Source organism: Bacteroides fluxus YIT 12057 (genome assembly GCF_000195635.1).
Taxonomy (GTDB): domain Bacteria; phylum Bacteroidota; class Bacteroidia; order Bacteroidales; family Bacteroidaceae; genus Bacteroides; species Bacteroides fluxus.
The window spans coordinates 24,835-43,384 of sequence record NZ_GL882630.1 but is presented as its reverse complement, the minus strand read 5'-3'; the positions used below and the strand labels follow the sequence as shown (position 1 = coordinate 43,384).

The following is an 18,550-nucleotide window of genomic DNA, read 5'->3' as shown; positions in this document are numbered from 1 at the left end:
AACAACATGAAAAAATATATCTTACTTTTGACCACTATGGGCTTGATGACCAGCTGCTTTGACTTGGATCAATACCCACATGACAAACTGAGTTCCGAAACCTTCTGGAAAACGGAGACTCACGCCCATCAAGGAATGATGAGTGTATATAACCAGATGAAAAGAGAAAACGCTTTCGGTACCTATTTCAGACGTGACGGCTTAGGAGACATCGCCTGGGATGACTCTTCCATGTCTCCTGTCAATTTAGGAACCTACACAGACCGTTCCAACGTCATCCAGAATATTTGGAAAGAACTTTATGAAGGTGTAGCACGTGCCAACATCGTACTACAGAACGTTGACAATGTAGATATGTCAGAAGAGTTGAAAACGCAATACAAAGGCGAAGCCCGATTCATGCGTGCATTGTACTATTTCCATCTATTGGACTATTATGGAGGGGTACCCTTGTATGACGAAACAACTATTGTCAGCAACGAATACATGACGATGAAGAAACCGCGTTCCACTGCCGAGGAGACTCGCAAGTTCATTTTAGATGACTTGGATGCGGCCGTCAATGCTTTGCCCGTTCACTGGCAACAAAGCGAATATGGTCGTGCTACCCGAGGTGCAGCCGTAGCCTTAAGAGGAAAAGTGAAACTATACAACAAAGATTATGTCAGCGCAGCAGCAGACTTCGAGGAGATTGTAAAAGACCCTCAGAACCGAGGCTATGGATATCAGTTGTATCCCGACTATGCCAAACTTTTCACTCCCGAAGGCGACACCAGTAGCGAAATGATCTTTGCTATCCAGAATATGAGTGGTACGGGCACTGAGTACGGAATGCCGTTCAGCCTTTATCTGGGCAGCCGTTCTTCTTACGGAAGCGGATGGAATAACTGCATCCCCACAGACCTCTTGGTAGATATGTACGAAAACCGTGATGGCACAAAATTCAACTGGGAAGACCACTTCCCCGGATTCACGACCGACAAAGCCCTACAGGAAAGCATCTTCAAGGCAGAACTGAACAACGGTATAGTTTCTACGTATCCAGCCCAGAAGGATAAAATAAGAGCCATCTACGAAAACCGTGACCCACGTCTGGAACAAACCATTATTACTCCTTACGCCCAATACTATGGATGCAACGGTACCACTCCCAAAATGATGGAATTCGTTCTCGCATCCGGTACCAATGAAAACAATGGCTATATCCGTAACAATCGCGGCTGGTATGACTACTTGTGGCGTAAATTTGTACCGGAAGGTGATATGAACGGAATGATATCCAACCGTGAGCATACTCCTATCAATTACCCGTTGATTCGTTATGCAGACGTATTGCTAATGCTTGCCGAATGTTACAATGAACAGCCCGGAAAGCAGGATGATGCAGTAGCCTTGATAAATCAGGTTCGCCAACGTCCTTCTACCAATATGCCTGCCTTGAACAGTGGCAAACCCTGGTTGGAAGCACACACTAAAGATGAAATCTTCGAACGCATAGTTCAAGAAAGAGCCATTGAACTGGCCTGTGAGGGACAGCGTTTCAGCGATCTGAGAAGATGGGGGCTTGGAGAAAAGAAACTGAACTTCATGTATGATGACATCTTGGGCAAAGACCGTTACAAACGCGTCTTTGAGATACGCGACTATCTGTGGCCTATCCCCGCAGTAGAATTTGAACGAAATTCAGAATTGGGACAACAAAATCCCGGTTGGTAATGAAATATCTGAAACAATAAAATTATAGAATATGAAGGTAAACAAAATTCGTTTTATGGCAACACTCCTGTTCACTTGCGCCTTGGGTACTACCCAGGCGCAAGAAACAGAGAAGTCATTCATTCAGGAAAACATGGAATTTGCCGCCAAGCAATACCAACTGATGCTGAAAACGCCCGCACAGGGAAAAGAGGGGAAAGGTATCATGCCTCACAGCATGCGCAAGGATGGCACAGTTTCTAAAGGCAGCATCTATCTATGGACGGCCGGATTTTTCCCGGGTAGTTTATGGTATATTTCCGACTTCCTTGGTGACAAAGCCCTGCAAGACTCCGCACGGGTCTATACCCAATATATGGAGCCTTGCAAGACTTTCACCGACAACCATGACATCGGCTTTATGATGTATTGCAGCTACGGTAACGCCAACCGCTTTGCACCGAAAGACGGTTACGAGGATATTCTGACCGAATCGGCCAAATCACTCTGTACCCGTTTCCGCCCCAAAGCAGGCGTCATCCAATCGTGGAACGGCTTCCGCTCTTGGCACGGTGACAAAGTGTATGACTTCCCCGTCATCATAGACAATATGATGAACCTGGAACTATTGTTCCACGCCAGCAAGGTCACAGGCAACGATGAATATAAAAAAGTAGCCATTTCACATGCCGAAAAGGTAATGAAGAACCAGATACGCAAAGACTACAGTCATTTCCATATCATCTATTATGACAAAGAAACGGGTGCTCCCATCAAAGGAGAGACTTCCCAAGGCTATTCGGACAATTCCTGTTGGTCAAGGGGACAATCGTGGGGCATCTACGGATTCACTCTGTGTTACCGCGAGACAGGCGACAAGCGTTTCCTGAAAACCGCTCAAGGCATGGCCGACTACTATTTGGACCATCCCAACCTGCCCAGCGACAAGGTGGCATGGTGGGACTTCAATGCCTGGGAGGAAGGTTATGTGCCCGGTGTACGTTCCAGAGCAAGCATCACTCCGGTCATCTACCGTGACGCCTCCGCCGCAGCTTGCACCGCCTCGGCGCTAATAGAATTAAGTACTTATGTGAAAGGCGCCAAGAGCAAGAAGTACTTGGAAGGAGCCAAGAAAATACTGCACTCGTTGGGCAGTGCCGCCTATCGCGCCAAACTAGGCGAGAACGCCAACTTCATCTTAATGCACAGCACAGGTGCCATTCCTCACGGTGGTGAAATAGACGTGCCTCTGACTTATGCAGACTACTATTTCATAGAAGCTCTGCACCGTTACAACAAAATATTGAACAACGAACCATTATTCTAATCTAATCTTAGCAATTTACGCTAAATCTCTATAAATTTGCCTTTGCCATTTCCCCGATACCATGAACTGTGTTAGCGGGGATATGGCAGAGGCATATTTGTAAAAACCTAAGCTATTGAATCCATGAAACGATTGGATTATCTCATTCTGCCGCTATCAGTCATAAAGGTAGAATATTGATTTCAAAGAGAACCTTGAATAGCCTCAATTGCGTATATGATTACTCAACCAATAGAATGATGAAAAAAAGACATGTATTATCATTATTACTTTTCCTTGTAGGCGGCCTGTGCATGAAGGCTCAAGTCAAATGGGTAAATCCGCTAGAGCAACCCTTCCCGGTGGTCCGCGGCAGAGCATGGCACCATGAACTGCAAGGAAGCTATGCCCGCCTCCCCCTGAAGGCGAAGGACAAAGTAAACAAAGCAGTCTGGAACTTGTCCCGACAAAGTGCAGGACTTTCCATCGCCTTTTACTCCGACTCACCGGAAATCAAAGTGAAGTATGTTGTAAATGGAGGGCTCAGCATGGCACACATGCCTGTTACCGGTGTCTCGGGCGTTGACCTCTACGCCACAGACAAGAATGGCCAAAGCCGTTGGTGCGCCGCCAAATATGCTTTGGGAGACACCTTGGTTTATACTTATAGCGGACTCACCTACGAAGGCGGTTCGGGCAGAGGCTATGAATATACATTGTTCCTGCCTCTTTATAATTCGGTTTCTTTTCTCGAAATCGGGGTGAAAGATAATGCATCCATCTCCTTCATCCCCGTCTCCGAAGAAAAGCCGCTGGTAGCCTACGGTACTTCCATCGCCCAAGGAGCCTGCGCTTCACGGCCCGGCATGGCCTGGACGAATATCGTAAGCAGAGACTTGCAGCATCCGGTCGTCAACTTAGGTTTTTCCGGAAGCGGCAAACTTGAAAAAGAACTCTTTGAACTGTTGGCAGAGACAGACGCTATGCTCTACATCATAGACTGCATGCCCAACATGATCTCCCCTGCTGATACTGCCGTTATCGTAGAACGTATTCTGACCGGAGTAAAGATACTTCGTGCCCGCAGCCATGTACCCATATTGCTGGTAGAGCACAGTGGATATACCAACGAATATACTTCAAGCCGTGCAGCGGCTTCTTACAAGGCAGCCAACCATAAGTTGCGAAAGGCATATAATGCTTTGATACAGCAACAAGTATCTGACATTTACTATCTGACAAAGGAAGAGATAGGGTTATCAATGGACGCCATGGTAGAAGGAGTGCATCCCAGTGACTTGGGTATGCAACAATACGCCGATAGCTATGTAAGAAAAATCCGTGAAATTCTGAAAGAAGAAACAGGAGACACACCGACATGCATTCCCTGCAAGCAACAAAGAGACCCTTACGACTGGCAGGCAAGACATGAACAGGTTCTGAAGTTGAATCGTGCAGATCCGCCTGAAGTAATTCTTATCGGCAATTCCATTATTCATTATTGGGCAGGCGAACCGCTTGCCGACATGCAACGGGGCAAGCATGCATGGAACCGCTTGTTTGCAGGGACGAAAGTCCGCAATCTGGGCTTCGGTTGGGATAAGATTGAAAACGTGCTTTGGCGTGTCTATCACGGAGAGCTGGACGGATATAAGGCGAAAGATATCTTCATGCTGATTGGAACCAATAATTTACAATTCAATACAGACCGTGAGATTGTAGAAGGAATTGCGTTTGCCGCCAAAGCTATACGTGAAAGGCAGCCTTCGGCCAAACTGCATATCGTAGGAATCTTACCCAGAAAAGGACAGGAGCAACGAATCAAGGATATAAACGCCAAACTGCAAAAAGAATTGATGAAGACCGATGCGGTTTATGTGAATCTGACTTCTCTCTTTATCAAGGAAGACGGGCGCATCGACCCGTCTTTATTCAGTGACGGACTTCACCCGAATGAGAAAGGGTATGAAAAGATTGCGTCTCAACTCTATCATTACCTTTACAAAGAGAATTTGAACACCGATTTTTAGAGCGTATGATAGGAATCAGGAACACAAACTTTATTCAAGGCTTGTGAATATCCGTTCGCAAGCTTTGAATATATGTTCGCACGCTTTGAATATCCGTTCGCGCACTGCGAACAGAGATCTCACTTAACTCCGCGACTTTTTAGTCTTAACTTCAAAAGGTTTTTCTTTAGCTTTCCTAAAAGTTTCCAATAGATACCCGGCAGACGGGAGATATAGTACCTGCAAGTTCAAGTTGTTGACAAAATCATACGGAGATCCACTCTTTTCATATTCTTCTCTTTATAAAGCTATACGAAAAGAAAGTGTTAAAAAGCAAAGGACACAAACATTCTCCCATCATAAACACGAAAATACCCCCCGGCCAATGCCTTTCAGTTTAAATTTGCAGCAGAAACCTTAAAATTAATATGTATCAACGAAACAAGAAGTATTTATTTGTAAAACCGTAACTTTGTAAGCAAAACAACAAAAGCCATGAAATACCTATATTTATTAGCCATTACCCTGTTATCGCTCTGCGGATGTGAAAAAAAAGACGGGCCGACGTATGGAGTAGGAGAACCTAATTTTGCCATCATCTTGAATGATCTTTCCGGACAGAGTTTATTACCGAATCCTCCAGAAGGCACTACAGGAACCACCTTAGAACTTGAGCATGAGGTAAAGTATGAAGTTAATGGAACTCTGCATACCATTGAAGGGAAAGAAGGTTTTGATGATTGCTTGTTTGTGGAATTGTATAAGAGTAACTTAAACATCAAATAAGAAGACCATGAAACGATTGAATTATCTCATTCTACTGCTGATAGCGGTAATGATACTGCCCGCATCTTCCTTGCAGGCCAAAGGTAAAAAGGACAAACCCTCCAAAGAACAACAAGTGACCACCGGCGCCGAAGACCGTGCCACATGGGTAAAGTTGATGTGGAAAATATCCTACCCTGTCGTCCACAATCTGGCAGAGGGGACCTTGCGCCGGAATATGCCGATAGAAACACGAAGCGGAAACACCCGGGGATATGACGAGGTTACTTACCTGGAAGCTGTAGGCCGTACATTGGCCGGGGTCGCTCCATGGTTGGCACTGCCCGATGATGACACAGAAGAGGGAAAGCTCCGCAAACAAATGCGTGAGGAAGTACTGAAAGGGCTGAAGAATGCAGTTGACCCTAATTCTCCCGACAAACTGAACTTCACGAAGCAGCCACAGCCCATAGTAGATGCGGCCTATCTGGTACATGCTTTTCTGCGTGCTCCCAAGGCATTATGGGAACCACTGGACGACACCACCAAACAACGCTATATCGAATCACTGAAAGCTCTCCGGAACCGGACGGGGGCATACAACAACTGGCTTATCTTTACCGGTCTGAACGAATCGTTCATTAACTGGGCAGGAGGCGAGTGTGATCCTTTCCGCCTGAAAATAGCCAAAAACAAGATAAGGGAATGGTACGTGGGTGACGGATGGTACAGCGACGGTCCCAAATTCAGCATGGACTATTACAATGCCTACGTGTTGAATCCCATGTATGTAGCCATGTTGGAAACTCTGGCCGCAAAAAAGAGAGCCAGCCAGAAAGAGGTGGATGAAGCGCTTCAACGCATGATCCGCCACTCCGAATTCTGTGAACGTATCATTGGACCGGACGGAACTTATCCGGCTTTCGGCCGTTCCGTGACTTACCGCACCGCCGCTTTCCAGTCCTTGGCGGATGTTGCACTGCGTGAAAAACTGCCGGCACATGTCACTCCCGCACAAGTACGTTGCGCACTGACCGCCGTACACCGCAATATGTACGAAGGGAATCAGAATTTTGATAAAAACGGTTGGCTGGTCCTCGGCTTCAACGGACATCAGCCGGAAGCCGCCGACGGATACACCTCTACCGGAAGTCTCTATATGGCAACGTTAAGTTTCCTGCCTTTAGGACTTCCCGCCGACAATCCTTTCTGGACCGACGCACCTGCCGACTGGACTACCAAGAAGGCATGGAAAGGGGAAAATCTGCCCAAAGATTACAAAGTGGAATATTGATTTCAAGATAACATCTTATTATTCTCAGATTAATTTGGCACTGTATCGGCATACAGTGCCAAAATTTTATCATTACCTTTGCAAAGAGAATCTGAACACCGATTTTAGAGTATATGATAGAAATCAGGAAGACACTACCCACAGAGACAGGCATCCTCATGGATATCTTTGAGCAGGCGAAACGCATCATGAGGAAAGATGGAAACATGAAACAATGGACGGGCAATTATCCTTCCATTGACATCATTACCCATGATATACAAAACGGCAACAGTTATGTGTGCATCGACGAAAACGGGAAAATCGTCGGGACTTTCGCCTTTATCCCCGGAAAAGACCCGACCTACACATCAATCTATGAGGGAGAGTGGCTGGAAGACACGCTTCCCTACGGTGTCATCCACCGGCTGGCAAGTACGGAGGACAGCAAAGGGGTAGCCAATGCCTGCTTGCAATGGTGTTATACCCAAATCCCGAACTTACGTGCAGACACTCATCGTGACAATCACATCCTTCAGCACATACTGACCAAACACGGTTTTCAATATTGCGGAATCATTTACCTTGCCAACGGGGATGAAAGACTGGCGTACCAGAAAATAGAACAGTAAGAATTAAAATTTCTTTTTCAATTCCGCCACATCCATACCCGTAAAATAGTCCTCCACAAAGTCCCAACGCTGTTCATCCGTCAGTTTGTCTGTTCCGAAAAAGAAGGTAAACAGTTCAATCTGTTCCTGGAATATCTGCTCGTTCATGTCCAGAATAAGATTACGGTAATCATCGGAAAGAGCAAGTTTCTCCAAAAGGTCAGGCTCATTAAAGCGGACAGAGACACAAGGTGTACCACCGCCCTCTGCACTGAACGAGAGACAATCGAGCATGGAAAGCAGGTTAAGAAGCATATTCAAATCGGAGAAAGGCGTGCAAAAGAATGTCAGCCTGTCTCCTTCACTGCCGACAATACGTTGCGCAAACAGTTTCTGATAACGTGACAAAAGCAGGTCGAACCCTCTTGTCACAGTGAAAGACAACTCATTAGAGTCCTTCTTCTTCACACTGCTGATATAACTTACGCTACGTCCCTCTTCCGTACGGCTCTCCAGCAAAGAGCCGATGAAACGTTTGGCAGACCGCACATCCATGTCATGCTCTGCAAAAACGGCACGCAGCTCTTCTTCATCAAATTTACCCTTACGCTTGACAAGGGCGTTTTTCAGCATGGCTGTCAGATCTCTAAACAAAGCATCTATACGTTCACGGATGGATGCCGCATCTTTCTTCAGCAAAACTTCATGTTTTCCTACAGATACGGCACGTGATCCTTCCCACAGCGTCCCGTTATTCAGCTTCTGCTTGAACTCCTTATAGCCCAGTTCCGGGAAACGCTCTTCCCAAAGATCCTCCAGGCGGGCCCTATAAACTCCTTCCGCACCTTTGACAGCAGTCAGATAGTTTTTGAACTCATGGGCAAAAGCATCTCCTGTCTTGTCCTGAACATATCCTTCGGTCAGTAAATTCTTGGGGCTGACTTCCAGCAGATGTTTACCATAACGTTGTGCCAAATCATCTTCCAACCATAACAGGGCGGTCTTGATCAGTTGGCCCAGCTCTGCCTCGTATTCCAGCTTGTTCTTTGTCCGCGGCAGTTTCACCACAAATTCAAAATCAGACAGAGAAACCATTATATCCGGTTTGTTGCCTTTCATCCTATAGACTTCCATCAGCTTCCGCAGGATAAGCACCAGCTGCTCCTGGGCAATACTGCCCGATTGGTGCAGGCGCTTCATATAGTAAAAATCCCTTTTATGATAATCGGTCACGGACAAGCCTTGAATATCCGCATCACGGGCAGCACGCCCTATCTCCTGGATATAATCAACAAAAGTACTTGACGGAGCTACATGATAGATACGGTCAATATCACTGATATCCACTCCCATGCCAAAAGCTTTTGTAGCAACAATCAGCTGCTTGGTACCGTCTCTGAACTCCTGCACGATCGCCGCCTTCTGTTCCTTGTCCTTCTTGCCATAGTAGGAAGCCACCAAGTGCCAGTCGCCCGGCTTCACCCACGTCTTCAGCCGCATGTCGATGCCGCCGGCAAAAGGATAATAAAGCAGCGTCTTATGCCCGTTCAAGAAGTCGTCTATCCTTGCAGCCACTACACGTTGTTTGGCCTTGTCGTAGGTTTCCCCCTCTTCCATCTGCATCTGGCGGATATCAAAACCTATATTCCGCCGTTTCACCGTACCCACATAAAGCACACACGGCTCCATCTGCAAGGAACGAATCGTCTCGAATACCATATCATTTCCCCCCTTCGGGTTCCAGACAGCCGTAGCTGTCAAGGCAAACAATGGGAAAGAGTAACCGAGGCTCTGTTTCAAAGCAGTCAGATAACGCCCCAGGAACCAGTAATCCACGCGGAATTCCTTCCCCCAGGTAGTGACGGTATGCGCTTCATCAACCACTACCAGCCCGATACGACGTTCACCCACAAAATGCTTGATATCATAAGAGAGGAGCAATTCCGGCGAGAGATAGAACAAATCAATCCCGCCCTCGCGCACCCGACGGTAAACTTCTGACTTCTGCTCCGGAGAAAGATCGGAAGAAGCGTATGCCACACGCGTATAGCCCAAATCCTGCAATCCTTCCACCTGATCCACAATCAGTGCTTTCAAAGGAGAGACAACGATGGTCAGCAGATTGTATTCTTTTCCCAGATAAATGGCAGGAAGCTGAAACAACAAAGATTTTCCGGAACCGGTAGGAGCAGTCAACAAGATATTGTCCACCTGTGCCGCACCTGCCCGGGCCTTCTCCGCCTCAAGAATGACATTCTCGATCAATTGCCCTTGAGAAATGCAGAGCTTTTCTTTCCCCTTGAATAAATCATCATATATTTCAAGATTACGGAACTGATTATAACCATAAACCTCTTTCAATAGTGCGCTTACACTTTCACGGCAGTTGTCGGGCAAATGCCGTTCTTTCAATTCCGGTAACCGTCGTGTTGTATCTTCCTGTATATCTGTCATAATTATGTGTTATTAAAAAAACATGCGAGAATTACTACAAATATAAGGTAGAATAGTTCTTCACGCAAATGCTACTGCAAAAAAGAACGAAATAAAAAATGGACGATTGAACAATCAATCGCCCATTCTATTCGTCTTCAGCCTTTAGCTCAAGGCTTTTTACCAATCTGTCGCTAATACTCTTCTTCATTAAAGAAGAAATCCTCTTTGCTCGGGTAATCAGGCCAAATATCTTCAATGCTTTCATAAATCTCGCCTTCATCTTCCATTTCCTGTAAGTTTTCAATCACTTCAAGCGGAGCACCCGAACGCATGGCATAATCAATCAATTCATCCTTAGTTGCCGGCCAAGGAGCATCTTCCAACTTTGATGCTAATTCCAATGTCCAATACATATCTATAAGTATTAAAATTGTGAATATTAAGTCCTATTTTCTATTTTTCGGCAAAAGTATAACAATTTATTTCACTTGCAACTATTATTCCAAAATATTTCATCTTTTTTCTCATCCTTATTGATTTTCCTCGACAAGACAAACAAATAATCGGACAAACGGTTTACATAAGCCAATAATTCAGAGGATATTTCCACCTGTTCGGCAAGGGCAAGAATACGACGTTCGGCACGACGGCAGACCGTACGGCAGATATGACAAACCGCCGCTCCACGGCTTCCCCCCGGAAGGACAAATGATGACAGCGGGGGCAGAAGGGCATCCATATAATCAATCTCCCGTTCTACCGCTTCCACCATTGCCGGAGTAATGATACTGGCCTCATACAATTTAGTCTTTTCCTGATCGGTAGCCAAATGGGAACCTACCGCAAAAAGTTTATCCTGCACCTGCTGCAGGAAATTCCTGTCCCGTTCATCGGGCAGATAGGTAATCAACAGTCCCAAGTTGGAATTCAACTCATCGACAGTACCATACGCCTCAAGGCGGATATGGGTTTTAGACACACGGGTACCCCCCACAAGAGAAGTAGTCCCTTTATCTCCGGTTTTGGTATATATCTTCATATCAGCCAAGCATTAATCAATATTCATATCATCAACGCCTAAAGATAATCAAAAGTTGACAATATAGTCTTGTTTTATCTTTGTTTTATCAAAGAAGAGAATGCCAAGGTCGTAAAGGTCGAACGAGATACCTGTCCTCTCATCCTGCTTCATGCGTTTCCAAAGAGCAGACATCTCCGGAGTATAGCGGATCCCTTCAATTACAAAAACCGATTTGCCGGTAGTACGGGCAACGCAGATGCGGAAAACCTCCTCCATAAACACCGGATGACGGTAGTCGTGCAAATAGAGGAAATCCACAGGCACACCGGCTTCAAGAAACAGGTCCGGCAATCCGGAAGCCGGAATATAGTCAGCCCCCTCCTTTCCGGCCTTCAGATAAAGGGAAGAGGCGGCAAGAGTACCGGCATCCACAATGGTATCCGGCTGGGCATAGTTCACCAGGCGGAACAGGAAACGTTTGATCTTTTTCGATTCATACTTCCAGTTTCTATCCTTTTCAAACACCAGGCTTTTCTCCTTCCCGGCCAAGTCCTTATACTTATAATAAGGTGTATTTTCACAGATAACCTGAGTAATCAGATTGAAGGCAAAGGGTGAATGCACTCCGTAGCCGCAACGATGGCGGAAACGGAGCAACCAGATGAAAGGACGTTTCAAAGCAAGAGTCATACGATTCATACCGCTATATCTGTTTTTTCAGTCGATAATTCCTATTATTGTATCTTTCCCGGGATCGTAATCCTATCGGAAGAGAAGTTTTCCGTCACGGTCAGTTCCACCTGGTCTCCTTCAAAACGGAGGGTGACGCCGAGCGCACTGATCCAATTCACATAATGCGCCTTGAGCTGCAAAACCGCAGGCGACTGCCAGGCATAACTTCCCGCTACCCAGAACGGGCCTTCTATCCCCTTGAAGCTGCCTATCGGCGTAATTGAATAGGGCGGATAAGCGCTGACCGCTGTCTTCAGCCACTGTTTATAGCCGAACGGAAGCTCATAAGCGGCGCCATTTTTATCCGTAACCGCCAGCTTCACTTCTTTCTGCCCGAAGTGAAGGCTCAGAGATTTCCAGCCATATTTATTGGCATCGAGAACAATACTCCTGCCTTCATATTTCATGGCAGCGGACGAAGCAGCCTTGCCTTGAACAAAGGGCAGTGTATAGGCACTCTGTTTCTTTTGCAACTTCTTGTAGTCTTTGCCCGCCGCCAACACTTCATCACCCACTTCGGGCAACAGGCGGTTCCATACCAGTCCGCGTTGGGTACGGCCATTTATCAAGGTACATTCAGTGATGACAACCACCATATCTTTCTCCGGGATTATCAGAATATATTGTCCCAAGGCACCATCGGCACGCACGGCACCCGGATAGTCGCAAAGCCACATCTGGTAACCGTAATCTTCATCGCCGGCCTCCATCTGCTTGCTCATCATTTGTTCAACCCAGGAAGCGGGAAGCAATTGTTTCCCTTCCCATACACCATGATTCAGCAATAGCAAGCCGAACTTAGCCAAAGACTCGCTTTGGATATGCAATCCCCATCCACCGGTATTATAACCTTCGGGACTTACTTCCCAGGCAACCTCCGTGATATTCATCGGAGTAAAAAGCTTCAGTTTCAGGTAATCCAGCAAAGTCATGCCCGTCACCTTCTGCACGATGGCCGAAAGAACATAACTGCAGATGGAATCATATTCAAACTTCTTGCCGGGAACTTTCACAGGTTTGGCAAGATAAGTACGTATCCAGTCGGGAGTAAGATTGCGCATATTCCAATCGGTGGTAATACCGGAAGTCATGGTCAAGAGATCACGGACAGTCATGTCAGCCAGATTCACAGAAACGGAATCGGGAAGCAGCTCCGGAAAGAAAGCACCCACACGATCCGTCAGACGCAAACGGTTGTCAGCAACAGCCAGTCCTACAGCAGCTCCTACAAAAGTCTTGGAACAGGAATACATGGTATGACGATATTCCGGCGCAAAGGGTGCCGGATAGATTTCTCCGATGACCTTGCCGTGACGGAGTACCATTACACTATGGATGTCAGTCTTCGGCAATGCGGTCAGAGAGTCGAACAAAGCAATAATAGCCTTGGAGGGAACACCCTCCGCTTCGGGCGTGGAACGCTGCAATTCATTTACCTGTGCATGAACCGACAATGATAACAGCAAGCCCAAAAACAACGGGAAGAAGGCGAGTCTATTTTTCATGCTATAGAAAATATTTGTTTAACGTACCCATACCTGGTTCCCTTATTCTATCCGTTATCCGAAACTTGTCGAAGAATCTCATTCCCTCTTGTATGACCCAAGGAAGAGACACTTCGACAAGTTCAGCATGACAGATAGTCTAAAAGTACAATCCAGACATGTTATTTAGTTTATATGCGCTGCAAATGTACAGCATTCGGGTACGAAAGACAAATAATCTCAAAAAGAAAAGAAAGTGATTCTGCCCGTTTCACCTTTTTTCAAATTCAAAGGAAATGTTTCTCCGGTATATTCATGAGTCTCTTCTCCGGTTTCAACCTTTGCACGAGCAATGCCCGCAGGCATCTTTATCGTAAATTCTCCCGGAACAAGCGCTGTGACAGCCGCTTCCGTCGCCTTGCCATTTTTCCAGTGCAGGTCAATGGAAGCACCGCCGCGTACACGCATCCCACGGAAATTGCCACAGTTCCAACTGTCCGGCAAGGCAGGAAGCAGATTGACAAAACCTTCATGGCTCTGCAGGAGCATTTCGCCGATTCCCGCTGCACCCCCATAATTACCGTCAATCTGGAAAGGTGGATGCGAACAGAACAAATTGGGGAAAGTACCACTGCCGTGGCGTCCTGTCTGCAGGTCGATGGCAGGATGCAACAAGCTTTTGAATAGTTTCCAAGCACGGTTACCATCTCCCAGACGAGCCCAAAAGTTTACCTTCCAGGCACGGCTCCAACCCGTACCGCCATCTCCACGGCGGTTCAAGGTCATCCGACAGGCATCTGCCAACGCAGGGGTGGCAGTCGGTGAAATCAAATTGCCCGGGTGCAAACCATACAGATGGGAGACATGGCGATGGTGCACCTCCGCCTCCTTATAATCCTCCAGCCACTCCTGCAGATACCCTTCTTTGCTGATTTGCATAGGCGGGAATTTCTTCAGGTCCGCTTCAAGTTTCGCAGCATATTCCGCATCACACCCCAACAAGCGGGCAGCGGTAATCACATTGGTATAGAGTTCGGTAAGCAGTTGCACATCCATGGTAGGCCCCATGCAGATACTGACGGGAGTCACACTGTCGCCCGGCACATAGAAACTGTTCTCCGGTGAAGAAGTGGGAGCGGTCACCAACCAGCCATGAGAAGGCTCCTCCACAGTAGTGGAACTGAAGAAGCGGGCGGCACCCTTCAAAACGGGATATATACGGCGCAGATAATCCTTGTCCTGCGTATAAAGATAATGTTCCCACAAATGAGCGCACAGCCAGGCACCCCCTGTATTGGTCGCCCCCCAGGAAGGATGTTCACCGGGAGCTGTATAGTTCCATACATTAGTCATCATGTGAAGCACCCAGCCCTCAGCCTCCTTACCATAAAACGTACGGGCGGTTGCCTCACCTGAAGGGACAAGGCGTTCCATCAGTGTTGTCAGCGGCTGGTAAAGTTCGGACAGGCCGGCCTGTTCCAGCGGCCAGTGGTTCATCTGGACATTGATGTTCGTATGATAGTCACCGTTCCAGGGAGTCAGCAAACTATTCGCCCAAAGTCCCTGCAAATTGGGAGGCAGACTACCGGGGCGGGTACTGCTGATAAGCAGATAACGCCCATAGTTATAGTACAAGGCAGCCAATGCGGGAGACTCTTGCCGAGTAAAGCGAAGAATACGTTCATCGGTGGGAAGAGTGTCATCCGGTGTGGAAGGCAAGGTGAGGGAAACACGGTCATAAAGGGAACGATGGGCAGCGGCATGAGACTTTAAAGCCGTGGCTTCTGCCGCCATGCCCCGCATCCGCATTTCATTCTTTATTTGCACCCCGGCATTCTTCAACAGACTGTCACAAACTTCCGCATAGCGGCTTCCGGGAAAGTCCGTACCCTCTGCCGCATAAGAGGTGGTGGCGGAAAGTACGAGCCAGGCTTCCTGCCCGTGCTTCAGGCTGATACCGTTTTCCGGATCGGCAGCTACTTCTCCTCCGTCCGAAACAAGTTGCATAGCCACCCGGTATTTCATCCCTTCCCGGCCGGGGCTGCCGCTTTCCAAAGTACCGTCCATCAGAAGGGCGTTCCCTTTGACGGTAACCGTGCCATGTTCCGCACGTCCCAGGCGGGCAGAGAAGTTCAAAGCCCCTTTACTTCCGGCAGTCAGATGGACAAGCATGACATCCCGGTCACGGGAAACAAAATACTCACGACGGTAGTCCACGCCTTCCAGTGCAAAAGCCGTATAAGCCACCGCATCACGCAAATCGAGACAGCGGCGGTAACGGGAGGTCCCGCCATCAAGAGCCAAGGATTCGGATTTGGAGACCGAAGTCTGAGATTGATAGGCAAAGTCTATGTCCAACGTGCCCAACGTCTGGTACGTTCCATACCTTCCATCGGCTTCCTGCTTCTTCGGGACAAAACTGCTATACATCAGTTCCTGTGCTTCACGGTTCTTCCCCTCAAACAGCAGCTTGCGGATGGCAGGCAAGCTTTTAGAAGCATCGGGGTTACTATAGTCCGCTTCCATTCCACTCCACAGGGAGATTTCATTCAAGACGATGTGCTCCCGGAGGACCCCTCCGTCGGGCATCATTCCCAAACGCCCGTTGCCCAAAGGAAGGGTCTCTTCCCATACGGAAGCAGGCTTGGTATAATAAAGCCGGTGGTTACAACTGTCAATAGGAGCATCGGCTGCACGGAGCGGCAAAGTGACCGCAAACAGCAATAAAGTGATAAGTTTCTTCATTTGATTACAGATTCGATTAGATGTCACAAATATACGAACAATAAGCAATAAATAAAATTTCAAACAAAAAGTTGATGATAAACTTATTGTCAACACGTTGTGGCTTTACAGTTTCTTTCTCTGTTGTACAATGAAATTGTAGCTGAAGTAAAGCGGCACCGCATGACATCTACAATAGCTATACTGTATTTCTCCACTGATTATGAAGTTATTTCATCTCAAATGAAACTATGCCCCGAATGTCCGCGGAGGATGCGCAGATATAAGCCTTGAATTTACCCGGTTCGCACTTCCACGAGGAAGAAGCCTCATCATAGAATTTCAAATCATCCGGAGTGACAGTGAAAGTTACATTTTTCTCCTCACCCGGTTCCAAAGCTATCTTCGTAAAATGTTTCAGTTCCTTTACCGGACGAAGTACGCTGCACTTATCATCACCAACATAGAGCTGTACGACTTCCTTTCCGGCAACATCGCCCGTATTTTTCACGGCAACCGTTACGGCCAGTGTACCATCAGCGGCTAGGGTCTTGGAAGATGCCGACGGCTTACCATAAGTAAAGGTCGTATAACTCAGTCCATGTCCGAAAGGAAAGAGAGCCGGAATCTTTTGGGTATCATGCCAACGGTACCCCACTAAAATATCTTCCTTATACTCTTGCTTAATGCTGTCTCCCGGATAACTGAGGGCATCAAAAGCATGCGCCCCGCAGTCTGCCAGCTTGGCAGGAAAAGAAAACGGCAGTTTGCCGCTCGGATTTACCGCACCGCTCAATACGTCGGCCAAAGACTTTCCACCCATGGAACCGAGATACCAGCCTTGAACAATAGCCGGTATCCGTGCCACCCACGGCATTTCTACCGCATTACCGCTAAGCAGTACCAAAACAAGGTTCTTGTTCACACTCAGCAAATCCTCAATCAGTTCATTCTGTCCGAAAGGCAGGCCGTATTCCAGACGGTCACCACCTTCACAGTCCTGAAAATGGTTCTTGTTCAACCCGCCTACCATGATCACCAGGTCTGCCTTCTTTGCCATTCCTACCGCCTCGGCACGAAGAGAGTCCATGACATTCTGCGGAATCTCATCCGCACGGCCATACATCGGACGCCCTGCGGCATACCCTTTTGCATAGTTCACCTTATTTCCATAAACGGCACGCAGACCGTCCAACGGAGATATCATGGTCTTCACCTTCAGTTCGGAGGAACCGCCTCCCTGGTTCAGCAGACGGACGGCATTATCACCCACCACAAGGATATTCTGATACCGGGCAGCATCCAACGGCAACAACGGGCTACCCTTCTTCTGCACCGGAGCATTCTTCAACAAAACAATACCTTCATTCCCGATCTCGCGGGCGGTAGCGTAATGCTCCTCCGTAGCCACCGAACCGTATGGCTTCTGACGGTTCATCGCTGTGCGGAATATCAGACGAAGAATACGGGATGCCTTGTCGTCAATAGTAGATATGGGCACTTTACCTTCCTTCAACATCTTGAGATAAGGCTGCGCAAGATAATAATCATTATAGGTAAAAGCACTCTCGGAAGTCAGTCCGTTGGTATAAGAGCCCATTTCAATGTCCAAGCCGTTGACAGCAGACTCGTAAGTATCATGGGCACCGCCCCAGTCGGTTATGACACACCCGTCGAACTTCCAGTCGCTTTTCAGAATCCTGTTCAGCATAAAATCGTTGTGGCAGGCATGCCAGCCGCGTATCTTGTTATAAGCCCCCATAATGCTCCAAGCACCTCCTTCCTCTACCGCAGCCTTGAAAGCGGGCAGATAGATTTCGTACAAAGCCCGGTCACTCAGGTTCACGTCAATATGGCCACGCCATAGTTCTTGATTATTCAAGGCATAATGCTTGACACAGGCTGCTACACCGTTCTTCTGCAATTCCCGGATATAGGGCACACACATCACACTTGCCAGACAAGGGTCTTCACCCATATATTCAAAATTACGCCCGTTCATCGGGGTGCGGTAGATATTGACACCGGGTCCCAACAGGACATCTTTCTTGCGATAGCGCGCCTCTTCACCGATAGCCTTACCATACTTGGCGGACATTTCCGGATTCCAGGTTGCAGCCAGACAGGTGAGTGCGGGAAAAGCGGTTATGCTGTCATTGGTCCAGTTGGCATATCCCCAGTCATTCCAGTTGATTTCGGCACGCACACCGTGTGGACCGTCACTCATCCACAATTCTGGAATGCCGAGACGGGGCACACCGGCACTGCTGAATTTACTTTGCGCATGGCAAAGCGCAACTTTCTCTTCCAGCGTCATCCGGCTGAGGGCATCCTTTACACGTGCTTCAATGGGTTGGGTATCATCTAAATATACAGGAGTCTGCGCCGAAAGGGTTCCAATCGAACAGACTGACACCAAGGCTGCAAAAAGTTTCTTCTTCATGTTCATGGTTCTTATCTTTCAAAAAGGTTATAGTATTTATAAATCTGTGTC

The 18,550-nt window shown here is 47.5% G+C and carries 13 protein-coding genes; 6 read left to right on the top strand and 7 right to left on the bottom strand.

Annotated features, from left to right (window positions below; translation table 11 throughout):
• Positions 1-6: 6 nt before the first annotated feature.
• The 6 genes from HMPREF9446_RS08065 to HMPREF9446_RS08040 all read left to right on the top strand — a co-directional run bounded on the left by HMPREF9446_RS08065 (position 7) and on the right by HMPREF9446_RS08040 (position 7,680).
• Positions 7-1,716: a RagB/SusD family nutrient uptake outer membrane protein gene (locus tag HMPREF9446_RS08065; RefSeq protein ID WP_009125093.1), complete on the top strand. Its 1,710-nt coding sequence runs from the start codon at positions 7-9 to the stop codon at positions 1,714-1,716.
• A gap of 55 nt (positions 1,717-1,771) precedes the next feature.
• Positions 1,772-3,022, top strand: coding sequence for a glycoside hydrolase family 88 protein (locus tag HMPREF9446_RS08060; protein ID WP_050797290.1), 1,251 nt, complete (start codon positions 1,772-1,774; stop codon positions 3,020-3,022).
• A gap of 236 nt (positions 3,023-3,258) precedes the next feature.
• Positions 3,259-5,031, top strand: a complete 1,773-nt coding sequence (locus tag HMPREF9446_RS08055) for an SGNH/GDSL hydrolase family protein (RefSeq protein WP_009125091.1) — start codon at positions 3,259-3,261, stop codon at positions 5,029-5,031.
• Positions 5,032-5,505: 474 nt separating this feature from the next.
• Positions 5,506-5,796 carry a hypothetical protein gene (locus tag HMPREF9446_RS08050; RefSeq protein WP_009125089.1) on the top strand — a complete coding sequence of 97 codons (291 nt, stop codon included), beginning with the start codon at positions 5,506-5,508 and terminating at the stop codon, positions 5,794-5,796.
• Between the two features lie 7 nt (positions 5,797-5,803).
• Positions 5,804-7,069 carry a DUF2264 domain-containing protein gene (locus HMPREF9446_RS08045; protein ID WP_009125088.1) on the top strand — a complete coding sequence of 422 codons (1,266 nt, stop codon included), beginning with the start codon at positions 5,804-5,806 and terminating at the stop codon, positions 7,067-7,069.
• 113 nt (positions 7,070-7,182) lie between these two features.
• Positions 7,183-7,680, top strand: a complete 498-nt coding sequence (locus HMPREF9446_RS08040) for an N-acetyltransferase (protein WP_009125087.1) — start codon at positions 7,183-7,185, stop codon at positions 7,678-7,680.
• Between the two features lie 3 nt (positions 7,681-7,683).
• On the opposite strand, the gene HMPREF9446_RS08035 is transcribed toward HMPREF9446_RS08040, so the two are convergent.
• From HMPREF9446_RS08035 to HMPREF9446_RS08005, 7 genes are all read right to left on the bottom strand, one after another.
• Positions 7,684-10,113, bottom strand: coding sequence for a DEAD/DEAH box helicase (locus HMPREF9446_RS08035; RefSeq protein WP_009125086.1), 2,430 nt, complete (start codon positions 10,111-10,113; stop codon positions 7,684-7,686).
• Positions 10,114-10,286: 173 nt separating this feature from the next.
• Positions 10,287-10,508, bottom strand: coding sequence for a DUF2795 domain-containing protein (locus HMPREF9446_RS08030; RefSeq protein WP_002558131.1), 222 nt, complete (start codon positions 10,506-10,508; stop codon positions 10,287-10,289).
• 71 nt (positions 10,509-10,579) lie between these two features.
• Positions 10,580-11,134, bottom strand: coding sequence for a cob(I)yrinic acid a,c-diamide adenosyltransferase (locus HMPREF9446_RS08025; RefSeq protein WP_009125085.1), 555 nt, complete (start codon positions 11,132-11,134; stop codon positions 10,580-10,582).
• Positions 11,135-11,182: 48 nt separating this feature from the next.
• Complete coding sequence (locus HMPREF9446_RS08020; RefSeq protein ID WP_009125084.1) at positions 11,183-11,815, bottom strand: hypothetical protein; 633 nt, start codon at positions 11,813-11,815, stop codon at positions 11,183-11,185.
• A 35-nt stretch (positions 11,816-11,850) separates the two neighbouring features.
• Positions 11,851-13,353, bottom strand: a complete 1,503-nt coding sequence (gene bas-suc / locus HMPREF9446_RS08015; RefSeq protein WP_009125083.1) for a 3-succinylated cholic acid synthase — start codon at positions 13,351-13,353, stop codon at positions 11,851-11,853.
• A 219-nt stretch (positions 13,354-13,572) separates the two neighbouring features.
• Positions 13,573-16,077 carry a glycoside hydrolase family 95 protein gene (locus tag HMPREF9446_RS08010; protein WP_009125082.1) on the bottom strand — a complete coding sequence of 835 codons (2,505 nt, stop codon included), beginning with the start codon at positions 16,075-16,077 and terminating at the stop codon, positions 13,573-13,575.
• A gap of 208 nt (positions 16,078-16,285) precedes the next feature.
• On the bottom strand, positions 16,286-18,499 hold the full coding sequence (locus HMPREF9446_RS08005) for a glycoside hydrolase family 3 C-terminal domain-containing protein (protein WP_039968805.1): 2,214 nt from the start codon (positions 18,497-18,499) through the stop codon (positions 16,286-16,288).
• Positions 18,500-18,550 lie beyond the last annotated feature (51 nt).